Here is a 13,426-nt window from a genome sequence, read left to right as displayed (position 1 = left end):
GGCTTACTTGCCCATCAGACGGCGGGCCATCTCCTGATAAGCGCCCTCCACGTTGCCCAGGTCCCGGCGGAAGCGGTCCTTGTCCAGCTTCTCGCCGGTCTTGGCATCCCAGAAGCGGCAGGTGTCGGGGCTGATCTCATCGGCCAGGACAATGGTGCCGTCGGCGGTCTTGCCGAACTCCAGCTTAAAGTCCACCAGGGTGACACCGCACTCCAGCAGGGTCTTTTTCAGGAAGTCGTTGACCTGGAAGGCGTACTTCTTGATCAGGGCGATCTCATCCCAGGTGGCCAGCTTCAGGGCCACGGCGTGATAGCTGTTGATCAGGGGGTCGTGCAGGTCGTCGTTCTTATAGGAGAATTCGATGGTGGGCTCGTCGAACACGATGCCCTCCTTCACGCCATAGTTGCTGGCGAAGTGACCGGCGGAGATGTTGCGCACGATGACCTCCAGGGGGACGATGGAGACCTTCTTCACAGCGGTCTCCCGCTCGCTGAGCTCCTGGACAAAGTGGGTGGGTACGCCGGCCTTCTCCAGCTGCTGCATCAGGAAGTTGGTCATCTGGTTGTTGATGGCACCCTTGCCGGTGATGGTGCCCTTCTTCAGGCCGTCAAAGGCGGTGGCATCGTCCTTATAGGAGACGATGACCACGTTGGGGTCCTCGGTGGAATAGACCTTCTTGGCCTTGCCCTCGTACAGCTGCTCGACTTTCTTCATGTGAAACATCCTTTCCCTATTTATATCTCTTGATATCGCATTGATGTCTATTCGGTAGGGGCGGATATCATCCGCCCGCTGGGATCATCTTTAGTCCAGCTCCGCCTGGAGCTTGGCCTCTTTCTCGGCGATCTGCCGGGCCATCTTTTCCCGGGCAGCATCCAGCTTGGCGGCCAGGTCATCATCGGCCACGGCCAGGATCTGGGCGGCCAGCACGGCGGCGTTCTTGGCTCCGTTCAGGGCCACAGTGGCAACGGGAATGCCGCTGGGCATCTGCACGGTGGCCAGCAGGGCATCCAGTCCGTCCATAGCGCCCCCCTTCATGGGAATGCCGATGACGGGCAGGGTGGAATTGCCGGCAAAGGCCCCGGCCAGGTGGGCGGCCATACCCGCCGCACAGATCATGACACCAAAGCCATTGGCGCGGGCGGAGCGGGCAAACTCCGCCGCCTGGGCGGGGGTGCGGTGGGCACTGAGAATGTGGGCCTCATAGGGGATGCCGAACTCCTTTAATTGGGCGCAGGCCCCCTTGACCACGGGCCAATCAGAGTCAGAACCCATAATGACGGCGACTTTTTTCATTGTGATCTCTCCTTTCAACTGGCTCCCCCGGTTTGAAACGGGAGAAAAAGCGTCAGGCTGCCTGGGCACAGACAGCCTGACGGAGCGTGTTCAATGAGTTTTGGGCATGTTGCGTCCCTGCCGGTGGGCGCAGTGGTGACACAGAAACACGAAAGAGCGGAAACGGTGGGCCATTGCGCATACCTCCTTCACAGAAACGGCAACTTAGGTTCTTATTTTAACGAAAATTGACGAACTTTGCAAGGGATATCGGCGATTTTGTCGCCTTGCACAAGAAGAAAGAGCCATGATGGGAGATTGTTGTAGTTCAACATGGAAAGTGGTCCGCGGCTATACCAAAAGGGTGATAGGAGCGGCTTTGTCCAGGCTATAGTAGTCCCGCCGTGGTGAGGATGTTCACCACCTGGGTACAGCGCAGGGGCCAGGAGGCCGCAGCGGCGTGACTGCGGCGGCGCTGGGCGGCGAAGTTGGGCGGCTCGTCCAGGGCGTGGCGGCAGAGGGTGAGGAACTCCTGATCGGAGTGGGCCCCGTATACCACGTCGGGCAGGGGCTCGATCTGGTCGGGCCACAGCATAGACACCACGGGCCGCCCGGTGGCCAGATACTCCAGCATCCGGCAGGAGACCAGGTCGTCACAGGTGCGGTCATCCCGAAGAAAGTCCATGAGGATATTGCACCGATAGAGCCAGTCGGGTACCTGGGCCATGGGGCAGCCCCCGGGCAGGATGACGTTGGGCAGCCGCCGCAGCCGGGGCAGGAGGGGATTGCCCTCCCCCTGGGGCCCCAGCAGGACAAAGGTCCACCGGGGCATGGTCCGGGCGGCGTAGAGCAGGGGTTCTAAATCCAGCTCGGGCCGGATGGTCCCGACCCAGCCCAGCACCGGCCCCGCAGCTTTGGGCAGGGGGTCAAAGGCCAGGTCGGAGGGCTGGGAGAACAGAGGGAAATTCACCCCGTTGGGCAGCAGGGCCACGTTGGGGCTGCACGGGGCCAGCCGGTCCGCCAGCAGGGAGGAGGCGGCAAAGACCACGTCGGCGGCCCCGGCCAGACAGCCCTCCCAGTCCGGGGGCAGGTCGTCCCACTCCCGGTCACAGTCGTAGACCAGGCCGCCGTAGTCCAGCAGGTCCAGCAGATGGACCTGCCGGGGGTCGGTGGTCCACAGCAGAGGCTCCCGAAAGCGGTGGCGGGCGGCCACCCCCTGGATGAACCGGCTCACCTTCCGCTGCCCGGGGCGGAGCAGGCGGCCATAGGCCTCCTCCACCGGGACCCAGGTGGGGGGCAGGGTATAGGCGGTGATGTTGGGCCGGACCTTTTTGCCCTTTTTTAAATAGGAGCGGTCCAGCCGCCCGGCGGCGGGGGAGAAATACAGCACCTGCGTGTCCCGCAGGCGGGAGAGCAGCTGCTGGGTCCGCCCGGGGGAGGAGGACCAGGGCTGCCCGGCCAGACAGATGATCTGCTTCATACCCAGGACCTCCTTTTCCGTGTGATTTTTGTGTTTGGGTGGGAAAGAAACATTCTGTTCACAAAAGATTAAAGATAGCTTAATAAGAAAGTGCCTTGCGCCCGGAACGGATAACCGCTATAATGATAGTGGACCTGTAAAAAAACAGGGCGAAAAAAGGCGATTTTGCTTTCAAATTTATTATAGACGGGGGCCGGACCCCCGTCAAGGACAGAAAGGCGGAAAAGAATGTTAAGTGCGCTGCAAGGGATGGACGCCGGATTCCTCCTGATGCTCCAGGACGCCCGAACGGCCTGGCTGGACCCGCTGGCGGCGGGCTACACCTCCCTGGGCAACGGGGGGATGATCTGGATCGCCGTCTCCCTGGCCATGCTGTGTCACCGGAACACCCGCCCGGCGGGGATGCTGGCCCTGTGCGCCATGCTGCTGGGCCTGGTGTGTACCAACCTGATCTTAAAGCCGCTGATCATGCGGCCCCGGCCCTGGCTGGATGTGGTGGGACTGATCCCCCTCATCAACGAGGCGGACCCCAACTCCTTCCCCTCCGGCCACACCTGCGCCGCCTTTGCCGCCGCCATGATCTTCTGGCGGGCCCTGCCCAGCCAGTGGCTGGGGGTGCGGTGTCTGCTGGTGGTCATGGCCGTGTGCATGGGCCTGTCCAGGCTGTATGTGGGCGTCCACTACCCCAGCGATGTGCTGGCCGGGGCGCTGGTGGGTTCCTTGTGCGCCTGGACGGTGTGGTATTTCTGGCAGATGTATCAGCTGAGGCATTCGATGTAAGCAAAAGCGGGCCGATGGGGACATCGGCCCCTACGCAAATAAAGGGCATTCGCAACATCAATATATTTAGGGGAGAGATCAAAATGAAAGAAGTCGGATATTATAACGGAAAAATCGGGCCGCTGGAGGAGATGACCGTGCCCATGGAGGACCGGGCGCTGTACTTTGGCGACGGCATTTACGAGGCCACCTGCGTGGCCAACCGGGTGCCCTTTGCCCTGGACGACCACCTGGACCGGATGTACAACAGCCTGCGGCTGCTGGAGATCCCCTTCCACATGGAGCGGGACCAGGTGAAGGCCGAGCTGCAAAAGGTCATCGACGCGGCGGAGGAGAGCCCGGTGCAGTTTTTGTACTGGCAGATCTCCCGGGGCGCCTGTATGCGCAATCACCCCTTCCCCGACCCGGAGAAGGTGAAGCCCAGCCTGATGATCTATGTAAAGCCCCACACCATGAAGTCCATGGACAAGCCCTATAAGCTCATTTCCATGGAGGACATCCGCTTTAAAATGTGCAACATCAAAACGCTGAACCTGATTCCCAGCGTGATGGCCAACCAGCGGGCCGTGGAGCGGGGCTGTGACGAGGCGGTGCTCCACCGGGGCAGCCGGGTGACCGAGTGCGCCCACAGCAACATCTCCATGCTGAAGGACGGCGTGCTGCACACCGCTCCCACCGACGAGCTGATCCTGCCCGGCATCACCCGCAAGCACCTGCTGCAGCTGGCCCGGGAGCACGGCATCCCCGTGGTGGAGAAGCCCTTCTCCATGGTGGAGCTGATGAACGCCGATGAGGTCATCGTCACCAGCTCCAGCGCCCTGTGCATGAAGGCCGAGTCCATCGACGGCATCCCCGTGGGCGGCAAGGACCCCCAGCGTCTGAAGCTGCTACAAAACGCCTATCTGGAGAAATTCCAGCGGGAGACCGCCCGATAATCCCCATAGAGACGCAAATCGCCCCGCCAAACGGCGGGGCGATTTTCATGCGCTGATTCTTATGGATGCACTCAGAAGTTCAGCTTCCACAGGCCGGTGGACACCAAAAACAGGATCAGCATGACCACGGGGACCACATAGCGGACGAGGACGCTGTAAAGACCGGCCCGGGGGAAGGGCTCGCCGTTTTTCTGCACCTCGTCGCAGATCCACTTGGGACCCACGATCCAGCCGATGAGGATGCTGGTGAGCAGGGAGATGAAGGGCATCAGGAAGCTGTTGCTGATATAGTCCATCACGTCTAGCAGCTGGCCCACCGAGCCGTTGGGCAGGGGCAGCTCGAAGTACAGGGCGTTATAGCCCAGGCAGATGAGCACGGCGGTGACCAGGGAGTACAGGCCGATGACGGTGCACATCTGCTTCCGGCTCTTGTGGAACAGCTCCATGCAGTTGGCCACCAGGGTCTCCATCACGGACACACAGGAGGTCAAAGCGGCAAAACCCAGCATCAGGAAGAAGGCTGCACCCACCAGGCGGCCCACCAGGCCCATGGACTGGAACACCTTGGGCAGGGAGACAAAGGTCAGGCTGGGGCCGAAGGTCATACCTTCGGTGCCCAAAAAGACATAGACGGCGGGGATAATCATCATGCCGGACAAAAAGGCGGCGGCGGTGTCGAAAATTTCAATCTGGTTTGTGGCCTTGCCCAGGTCCACATCGTCCTTCACATAGGAACCATAGGTGATCATAATGCCCATGGACACGCTGAGAGAGAAGAACAGCTGGCTCATAGCGTCCAGCAGAACCTGGAGAAAGCGCTGTACCGTCAGCCCCTCCAGATTGGGCAGAAGATAGACCCCCAGACCCTGCAGGCCGGTGCGGGTGATGCCGTCCTCCCCCTGATAGGACAGGGTGAGGGAGAAAATGGCGATGCCCACGATGAGCAGCAGCAGGCCGGGCATGAGGATGCGGGAATAGCGCTCGATGCCCTTCTCCACGCCGCAGTAGACCACGAAGGCGGTGAAGGCCAAAAAGACCAGGGTGAACACGATGGGGGCCACCGGGGCGGTGATGAAGCCGGTGAAATAGCCGTCCTGGGCGGGTGCGGAGCCGTCGGTGGTGAGATAGGCGGTGAGATACTTTAAGATCCAGCCGCCGATGACGGAGTAATAGGTCATGATGAGGGCGGGCACCAGGAAGGTGAGAAAGCCCAGAAAGCGCCACTTCTCCCCCAGAGCGGCATAGGCGTTCAGGGCGTTGAGCTTGGTGCGGCGGCCAATGGCCACGTCGGTGGTCAGCAGGACAAAGCCGAAGGTGAGCACCAGCACCAGATAGACCACCAGGAACAGGCCGCCCCCGTCCTTGGCGCACAGATAGGGAAAGCGCCAGATGTTGCCCACGCCAACAGCGCTGCCAGCGGCGGCCAGCACAAAGCCCAGCGAGCCGCTGAAACCAGATGACTTCTTTTTCATGTCGTTTCAATCTCTCCTTTTTTCAGTCAATTCAAAAGTATGCCTGAAAAAACGAAAAAAGTAAAGCCCTTGGGGGGAGCATTTCTGTAGAAAAACTTGCTTTTCCGCGAAAATCAGTTATAGTGAGAGTAGAAGAGCGGCGAAAAAGCAACAAAGATCGAACAAGAAGGGAGTGGCAACGATGAAACGAAACGTAATGGCATCGGTACTGAGCCTGCTCATGCTCCTGTCCCTGTGCTGCGGCTGTCAGGGGAAAAACTCGGATGCCCCGGATTCGTCCAGGATACCGTATTTTGATGAAATATTTACGCTGTCTGAGGACCGCCCCGTTGTATTGGCTGATGTTGCGGTCCAAAAGGTTTATCCGCAGGTTTTTGCGGATGAATACGGTGACGAAGCATATCTGATCGCAAAGTGCAGCATTCAAAAAGCGTTCTTTGTTTCCACGCAATGCCCAAACCGGGCGATTTTGTCCACGCCAGGGAGCAGTTTTCTGTCGTGGCTCAAGGTAAATGGGCTTCAAGAGGAATATTACCCGGAATTACAGGAACTCTTGCAGCGGGCGGATTCTTTTATCGTGTATGCGGAGGACGAACCATCGTGGTTCGGACGCTACGGCTTGGATGAAGAGATGGCCCGGACATTAGAGCAGGACGGGTTCAACTGCCGCGTTGTGGAGGACCAAATGGTTTTCCCGCCCAGCCTTTATATCAACGACATATACATGTGGAGCTTGATCCCCATCATCGACGGCAAGGTAGACGGGACTGTTGTTGAGCGGGCTGTGGAAGAGAGCCATTATGCAGAGATGGTATATGAGATAGATCAGGAAGATTCCCCACGGATATACAATGGAGATACGACAGAAGAGGTGTATCAGTTTTTGGAGAAGTATGTAAAAGAGCATACGAAGTAGCAAGGGAAAAGAACGCCCCTGCTCCGTGGTTTTAGAATGGAGCGAGGGCGTTCTTTGTCATTGTCATTGCGAGGAGGGCAAAGCCCGACGTGGCAATCCGTAACCCCCGTCCCTTGGCCCCCTTGTTAAAGGGGGCTGTCAGCGAAGCTGACTGAGGGATTCCGTTTTTAGGATAGCTTTCCGGGGGTCGGAATCCTTCCGTCACGGCTTCGCCGTGCCACCTCCCTTTGACAAGGGAGGCTGCTGGACGGGGATTCGGATTCCCGCGTCGCTGCGCAGCCGTTGGCAGCTTTGCTGCCTTACGGATGCGGCGTACCCCTTGCGGGTGCTGCGCCCTCCTCGCAATGACAGTTAAGTCAATCCATAAGTCCTGCTGCACACCTGGCGGATCTTGGCCTGTAGGCTTTTCAGGTCGTCAAAGGTCTCTGGCCGCTTGCCGGGGTCCCGGAGGATGGCGGCGGGGTGATAGAGGGCGGTCATGGCTACGCCGGCCTTTTCCACCCACTGGCCGTGCTCCCGGGTGATGCGATAGTCCTCCCGGATGAGGCGCATGGCGGCGATGCGGCCCAGGCAGACGATGATCTTGGGCCGGATGAGGGCCACCTGGTTGCGGAGATAGCCGATGCAGGCGTCCTGCTCGGTGTTCAGGGGGTCACGGTTGTGGGGGGGACGGCACTTGACGATGTTGGCGATGTACACGTTTTTCTTCCGGTCCAGGTCGATGAGCTCCAGCATGTCGTCCAGCAGCTTGCCCGCCCGGCCCACAAAGGGCTCGCCCTGCAGGTCCTCGTTCTCCCCGGGGCCCTCGCCCACGAACATGACCTCCGCGTCCCGGCTGCCTACGCCGAACACCACGTTATGCCGCCCATCCGCCAGGGCGCACCGCTGACAGCCCATGCAGGTCTGCTCCAGGGCGTTCCAGTCCATCCAAGCCATTTTCCAGGCCCCTTTCTGTCTTGCTTTTGTTCCAGTATACCACATCGGGGAAGGGGAGAAAAGCCCCGGCGAGAAGATAGAAATATAGTTGAACCCGCCGCCCGTCTATGATAAGCTGAAAACAGAAAATCAAAAAGGAGGCTGACCACATGAAGCGCAGGAAAACCATTGTCCTCTGCCTTGGGGCAGGAATCGCATTCCTCGTCCAGCTCGTCCGGGGGCTTGTCCCCAGTGCAGCGCCCGGAGATATCCCATCCGGGGCCATGAATGATCCGGCGGCGGTGTGTTTCTCTGCCGCCCTGTCGGCCTTTGTGGTGTGGCTGGCGCTGGAGATTGTGTTCCGTCTGGCGGAGAAGTGGCGGGAAGGCAGAAAATAAGTTTAAGTCGGAGTGACGAAAATTCTTCATCCAACTAAAATGATGTTGTGAAAAACATAGTTGACAAGTAGGGATGTGCAGGCGTATAATGCGGCCATAAGAAAAAAGCGCGGACGGAGACCACACCTGACGGCATCCAACAGAGAGACCGGGCCACTGTGCTGAAAGCCCGGCCAGGAAAGACAAGGTGGTGCAACACTCCTGAGCTTACAGTTCAAAGGGCAAGCGCCGTTGAGGGCTGTACGGATTCCCCACGTTATCGGGGCTCGAAAGAGGTCTCTTGTTGGAGAGACAACGCGGGTGGTACCGCGGAATCATTGACACGGATGATTTCGTCCCGGGGTGTATCGTAATCAGATACGCCCCGGGATTTTTTCGTTCCCGGGCGTATCGCCGGACTTGAGAAAGGAAAAGTGTTATGGAATTTGTCACGGGAACGCCAAAGAAGAGCATGAGCAAGGGGGACCTGGCCGCTTTGGTGGGGCAGACCGTCACCCTGGACGGCATGGTCCACGCCCTGCGCCCCCTGGGGGGCGTGACCTTCCTCACCCTGCGGCTGCCCGACGGGGCGGTGCAGTGCGTGGCTGACCCGGAGCTGCTGCCCCAGGAGCTGAGCGAGGAGTGCGCCGTCACCCTCACCGGCCAGGTGGCCGCCGAGAGCCGGGCCCCCGGCGGGCTGGAGGTGCGGCTGACCGGGCTGGAGATTTTATCCCGCCCCGCCCAGCCCATGCCGGTGCCCGTGTCCAAGGGGCGGCTGAAGCTGAACCTGGACACCGAGCTGGGCCTGCGCCCGGTGGTCCTGCGGGCGTTGAAGGAGCGGGCGGTGTTCAAAATACAGGAGGGCCTGTCCCGGGCCTTCCGGGAGTATCTCACCGGCCAGGGCTTTACCGAGATCCACACCCCCAAGATCGTCCACGCCGGGGCGGAGGGGGGCAGCAACATCTTCCGCCTGGACTATTTCGGCCGCAAGGCGTTTTTGGCCCAGTCCCCCCAGTTCTATAAGCAGACCATGGTGGGGGTGTTCCAGCGGGTGTTTGAGGTGGCCCCCGTGTTCCGGGCGGAGAAGCACTCCACCCCCCGGCACCTGAACGAGTACACCTCCCTGGACTTTGAGATGGGCTTTATCCGCTCCTTCCAGGACGTGATGGACATGGAGGCGGGCTTTCTTCAGTACGCCATGGCCCTGCTGGCGCGGGACTACGCTGACGACCTGGCCCTGCTGGGGGTGACGCTGCCTGAGACAGACAAAATTCCCGCCGTGCGCTTTGACGAGGCCAAGCGGCTGGCGGCGGAGAAATATGGCCGCCCCATCCGGGACCCCTATGACCTGGAGCCGGAGGAGGAGCACAACATTGGCCGCTATTTCAAAGAGGAGTACGGCGCGGACTTTGTCTTCGTCACCCACTACCCCGCCAAAAAGCGCCCCTTCTATGCCATGGATGACCCGGAGGATAGCAAATATACCCTGTCCTTCGACCTGCTGTTCCGGGGCATGGAGGTGACCACCGGCGGCCAGCGCATCCACGACTATGCCCAGCAGGTGGCCAAGATGGAGGCCAAGGGCATGGACCCGGCGGAGTTTGACAGCTATCTAATGATCCACAAGCACGGGATGCCCCCCCACGGCGGGCTGGGCATCGGCCTGGAGCGGCTCACCGCCCAGCTGTGCGGACTGGACAACGTGCGCCGGGCCAGCCTGTTCCCCCGTGACCTGAGCCGCCTGGAGCCTTGAGAAGAGCGGAAGAGAGGAGAAGCCACATGAAGATCACCACAGAACTGATCGACCACATCTCCCAGCTGTCCCGGCTGCGCCTGCCGGAGGAGGAGAAGGCCAAAATGGCCGGAGACCTGGAGGGCATCCTAGCCTATATGGACACCCTGAACACCCTGGACACCTCCGGGGTAGAACCCCTGAGCCACGTGTTCCCCGTGAAGAACGTGCTGCGGGAGGACGAGGTGCGGCCCTCCATGGACCGGGGGGAGCTGCTGAAGAACGCCCCGGCGGCGGATGACGAGGCATTTCTGGTGCCCAAGACGGTGGAATAAGGGAGGGAGAACGTTATGCGCGATATCTTTGACTTGACCGCCCTGGAGCTGGGCGCGGCCATCCGCAAGGGAGAGGTTTCCCCCACCCAGGCCGCCCAGGCGGCTTTAAAGCGGATGGAGGAGACAAAAGAGAACGGGGCCTTTGTGGCCGTCACTGCGGACCGTGCCCTGGATCGGGCACGGGAGATCGAAAAGCAGATGGCGGCGGGGGCGCTCACCGGCCCCCTGGCTGGAGTGCCCATGGCATTGAAAGATAACATCTGTACGAAAGGCGTGTCCACCACCTGCGCCAGCAAGATCTTGACCGGCTTTGTACCCCCCTATGACGCCACCCTGGTGGAGCGGCTGGGGGCCCAGGGGGCGGTGTGCCTGGGCAAGGTGAACATGGACGAGTTCGCCATGGGCTCCACCACCGAGACCTCCTGCTACGGTCCCACCCGCAACCCCTGGGACCGGGCGCGGGTGCCCGGCGGCTCCTCCGGCGGGGCCGCCGCCGCTGTGGCGGAGCGGGACTGCTGGTATGCCGTGGGCTCGGACACCGGCGGGTCCATCCGCCAGCCCGCCGCCTATTGCGGCGTGACGGGGATCAAGCCCACCTATGGGGCGGTGTCCCGCTATGGCCTCATCGCCTACGCCTCCTCCCTGGACCAGATGGGCCCCCTGGCCCGGGACGCCGCCGACTGCGCCGCCGTGCTGGACGCCGTGATGGGCAAGGACCCCAGGGACGGCACCAGCCTGGACGTGCCCGCCGGGGGCCTGCTGGCCGGGCTCACCGGGGACGTGCGGGGCATGAAGATCGGCATCCCCGCCGACTGCTTCGGCGACGGCCTGGACCCCGAGGTGCGAGCAGGCGTCCTCCAGGCGGCCCAGGTGCTGAAGGCCCGTGGGGCGGAGCTGGTGGAGTTCGACTTCCCGGTGATGAAATACGTCATCCCTACCTATTATATTATCGCCGCCGCCGAGGCCAGCTCTAACCTGTCCCGGTTCGACGGGGTGAAATACGGCTGGCGGGCGGAGGGCTATGAGGACCTGACCGACCTGTACTGCCGCACCCGCACCCAGGGCTTTGGGGCGGAGGTGAAGCGGCGCATCCTGCTGGGCTCCTTCGTGCTGTCGGCGGGCTATTACGACGCCTATTATAAAAAGGCCCTCCAGGTGAAGGGATTGATTAAAAAAGCCTTTGACCAGGCGTTTACTCAGTGCGACGTGATGCTCACCCCCGTGGCCCCCACCACCGCCCCCAGGCTGGGGGAGAGCCTGTCCGACCCCCTGCAGATGTATCTCAGCGACATTTACACCGTGTCGGTGAACCTGGCGGGGCTGCCCGGGCTGTCTATGCCCTGCGGCTTTGACGAAAAGGGCCTGCCCATCGGCTGCCAGCTCATCGGCCCGCCCCTGGGGGAGAGCAAGGTGCTGGGGGCGGCCCACGCCTTCCAGCTGGACACGGACTATCACAAGCGCCGCCCCGGACGGGGACAGGCTGAAAAAAAGGAGGCGGTCTGACATGACATGGGAGACGGTGATCGGTCTGGAGACCCACGTGGAACTGGCCACCAAGACCAAGATATTCTGCTCCTGCACCACCCAGTTCGGCGGCGCGCCCAACACCCACTGCTGCCCCGTGTGTACCGGTATGCCGGGCACCCTGCCGGTGGTGAACAAAAAGGTGGTGGAGTTTGCCGCCAAGACCGCCCTGGCCCTGAACTGCACGGTGAACCGCCGCCACCGGTTTGACCGGAAGAACTATTTCTACCCCGACTTGCCCAAGGCCTATCAGGTGTCCCAGCTGTATGTGCCCATCGGGGTGAACGGCCGGGTGGCCATCACCACGGCGGCGGGGGAGAAGGACATCCGCATCCACGAACTGCACATGGAGGAGGACGCGGGCAAGCTGGTCCACGACCCCTGGATCGACCAGACCCGGTGCGACTATAACCGCTGCGGCGTGCCCCTGGTGGAGATCGTCACAGAGCCGGACTTCCGCACGGCGGAGGAGGTGGTGGCCTATCTGGAAAAGCTGCGCTCTACCTTAGAATATATGGGCGTGTCCGACTGCAAGATGCAGGAGGGCTCCCTCCGGTGCGACGTGAACCTGTCCGTCCGCCCCGCCGGGACCGAGGAACTGGGCACCCGCACAGAGATGAAGAACCTAAACTCCTTCAAGGCCATCACCCGGGCCATCGCTTATGAGACCCGGCGGCAGATCGAGCGCATCGAGGAGGGCAAGCGGATCGTTCAGGAGACCCGGCGCTGGGACGACAACAAGGACGCCACCTTTTCCATGCGCAGCAAGGAGAGCGCCCAGGACTATCGCTATTTCCCCGAGCCGGACATCCCGCCTCTGGAGCTGTCCGAGGAATTTTTGCAGACCCTGCGGGCCCAGCAGCCCGAGATGGCCCCGGAGCGCCAGGCCCGGTATCAGCGGGACTATGGCCTGACCGAGCAGGACGCCCGGCTCATCACCGGCCAGAAGGCCCTGGTGGACTTTTTCGAGGCGGCGGTGGCCTGCGGCGCTCCGGCCAAAGAGGTGTGCCACTGGATGCTGGGGGAGATGATGCGCCGCCTGAAGGAGGAGGCCATCGAGCCAAAGCAGATGAAGCTGACCCCGGACAACCTGGCCCGGCTCATCGCCATGGTGGACGCGGGACGGCTGAACCGGAACACGGCGGCGAAAGTGTTCCGGGCAGTGTTCCCCGACAACGGGGACGTGGAGGGCTATGTCCGGGACCACGGCCTGGAGCAGGTGAACGACGCCGCCCTGGTGGAGCAGACGGTGGCCCAGGTGCTGAGGGACAACCCCGCCGCGGTGGCCGACTATCAGGGGGGCAATCAGAAAGTCGCCGGCTTCCTGGTGGGCCAGGCCATGCGGCAATTAAAAGGCAAGGCCGACCCCGCCGGGGTGAAGGCCTGTGTGGAAAAAGCCCTGTGTCAAATCCATGAAAGCAACATTTGACCCAAAAATGTGGAAAAACCAGTGGAAAACTATGTGAATGCAGGAAAAACGTCACGTTATAAAGTGAAATAAAACACCTGTTCCAATGAAAAAACCGCCGATTTTGTGGAAAATCGGCGGTTTTTTTCTGCGTGGAATTGGGAAAAAACTCTTGATTTTTATGTCAACAGCTTTTATACTAAAAAACAAGAGTGGGGCAAAGTGGAGTAAATGCCCGCGAAGTGGAGCCTAAGTGGGGAGGAGTGAAGGACGTGAC

Annotated in this window: 13 protein-coding genes; 8 read left to right on the top strand and 5 right to left on the bottom strand. The window is 61.1% G+C overall.

The genetic code is table 11. From position 1 onward, the window contains the following. Window positions 1-3: 3 nt before the first annotated feature. From purC to ACSAMP_RS00055, 3 genes are all read right to left on the bottom strand, one after another. Window positions 4-714, bottom strand: coding sequence for a phosphoribosylaminoimidazolesuccinocarboxamide synthase (gene purC / locus ACSAMP_RS00065; RefSeq protein ID WP_147562638.1), 711 nt, complete (start codon window positions 712-714; stop codon window positions 4-6). A gap of 90 nt (window positions 715-804) precedes the next feature. Next, entirely contained in the window at window positions 805-1,296 is a 492-nt protein-coding gene (gene purE, locus ACSAMP_RS00060; protein WP_147562637.1) for a 5-(carboxyamino)imidazole ribonucleotide mutase, read from the bottom strand. 367 nt (window positions 1,297-1,663) lie between these two features. After that, window positions 1,664-2,755, bottom strand: coding sequence for a glycosyltransferase family protein (locus tag ACSAMP_RS00055; RefSeq protein ID WP_457799147.1), 1,092 nt, complete (start codon window positions 2,753-2,755; stop codon window positions 1,664-1,666). Window positions 2,756-2,983: 228 nt separating this feature from the next. Between ACSAMP_RS00055 and ACSAMP_RS00050 the strand changes: the two genes are divergently transcribed. Together ACSAMP_RS00050 and ACSAMP_RS00045 are read left to right on the top strand one after the other, a co-directional pair. Next, entirely contained in the window at window positions 2,984-3,535 is a 552-nt protein-coding gene (locus ACSAMP_RS00050; protein ID WP_441796621.1) for a phosphatase PAP2 family protein, read from the top strand. 83 nt (window positions 3,536-3,618) lie between these two features. Then, entirely contained in the window at window positions 3,619-4,470 is an 852-nt protein-coding gene (locus ACSAMP_RS00045) for an aminotransferase class IV (protein WP_457799146.1), read from the top strand. Between the two features lie 71 nt (window positions 4,471-4,541). Here the strand turns inward: ACSAMP_RS00045 and ACSAMP_RS00040 are convergent, their stop codons facing one another. Further along, on the bottom strand, window positions 4,542-5,942 hold the full coding sequence (locus tag ACSAMP_RS00040) for a sodium-dependent transporter (RefSeq protein WP_457799145.1): 1,401 nt from the start codon (window positions 5,940-5,942) through the stop codon (window positions 4,542-4,544). Between the two features lie 181 nt (window positions 5,943-6,123). Here ACSAMP_RS00040 and ACSAMP_RS00035 point away from each other — a divergent pair, with 181 nt between their 5' ends. Further along, window positions 6,124-6,858 (top strand): hypothetical protein, encoded by a 735-nt coding sequence (locus ACSAMP_RS00035; protein ID WP_457799144.1) that lies wholly within the window; start codon window positions 6,124-6,126, stop codon window positions 6,856-6,858. Window positions 6,859-7,209: 351 nt separating this feature from the next. On the opposite strand, the gene ACSAMP_RS00030 is transcribed toward ACSAMP_RS00035, so the two are convergent. Next, window positions 7,210-7,785 (bottom strand): uracil-DNA glycosylase, encoded by a 576-nt coding sequence (locus tag ACSAMP_RS00030; RefSeq protein ID WP_457799219.1) that lies wholly within the window; start codon window positions 7,783-7,785, stop codon window positions 7,210-7,212. Between the two features lie 158 nt (window positions 7,786-7,943). Between ACSAMP_RS00030 and ACSAMP_RS00025 the strand changes: the two genes are divergently transcribed. From ACSAMP_RS00025 to gatB, 5 genes are all read left to right on the top strand, one after another. Continuing rightward, the gene (locus tag ACSAMP_RS00025; RefSeq protein WP_457799143.1) at window positions 7,944-8,171 is read left to right on the top strand and encodes a hypothetical protein; all 228 of its coding nucleotides are present in this window, start codon (window positions 7,944-7,946) and stop codon (window positions 8,169-8,171) included. Between the two features lie 418 nt (window positions 8,172-8,589). Then, window positions 8,590-9,903, top strand: a complete 1,314-nt coding sequence (gene aspS, locus ACSAMP_RS00020; protein ID WP_457799142.1) for an aspartate--tRNA(Asn) ligase — start codon at window positions 8,590-8,592, stop codon at window positions 9,901-9,903. 26 nt (window positions 9,904-9,929) lie between these two features. After that, a complete protein-coding gene (gene gatC / locus ACSAMP_RS00015) occupies window positions 9,930-10,217 on the top strand; it encodes an Asp-tRNA(Asn)/Glu-tRNA(Gln) amidotransferase subunit GatC (protein WP_457799141.1) in 288 nt (95 codons plus the stop codon). Window positions 10,218-10,232: 15 nt separating this feature from the next. After that, on the top strand, window positions 10,233-11,720 hold the full coding sequence (gatA, locus tag ACSAMP_RS00010) for an Asp-tRNA(Asn)/Glu-tRNA(Gln) amidotransferase subunit GatA (RefSeq protein ID WP_457799140.1): 1,488 nt from the start codon (window positions 10,233-10,235) through the stop codon (window positions 11,718-11,720). 1 nt (window position 11,721) lies between these two features. Then, the gene (gene gatB, locus ACSAMP_RS00005) at window positions 11,722-13,170 is read left to right on the top strand and encodes an Asp-tRNA(Asn)/Glu-tRNA(Gln) amidotransferase subunit GatB (RefSeq protein ID WP_457799139.1); all 1,449 of its coding nucleotides are present in this window, start codon (window positions 11,722-11,724) and stop codon (window positions 13,168-13,170) included. The last annotated feature ends 256 nt before the right edge of the window (window positions 13,171-13,426 follow it).

Source organism: Flintibacter sp. SJQ-8, from assembly GCF_054108085.1.
The sequence above is the reverse complement of the archived record's forward strand: the minus strand, read 5'-3'. Positions and strand labels throughout refer to the sequence as shown.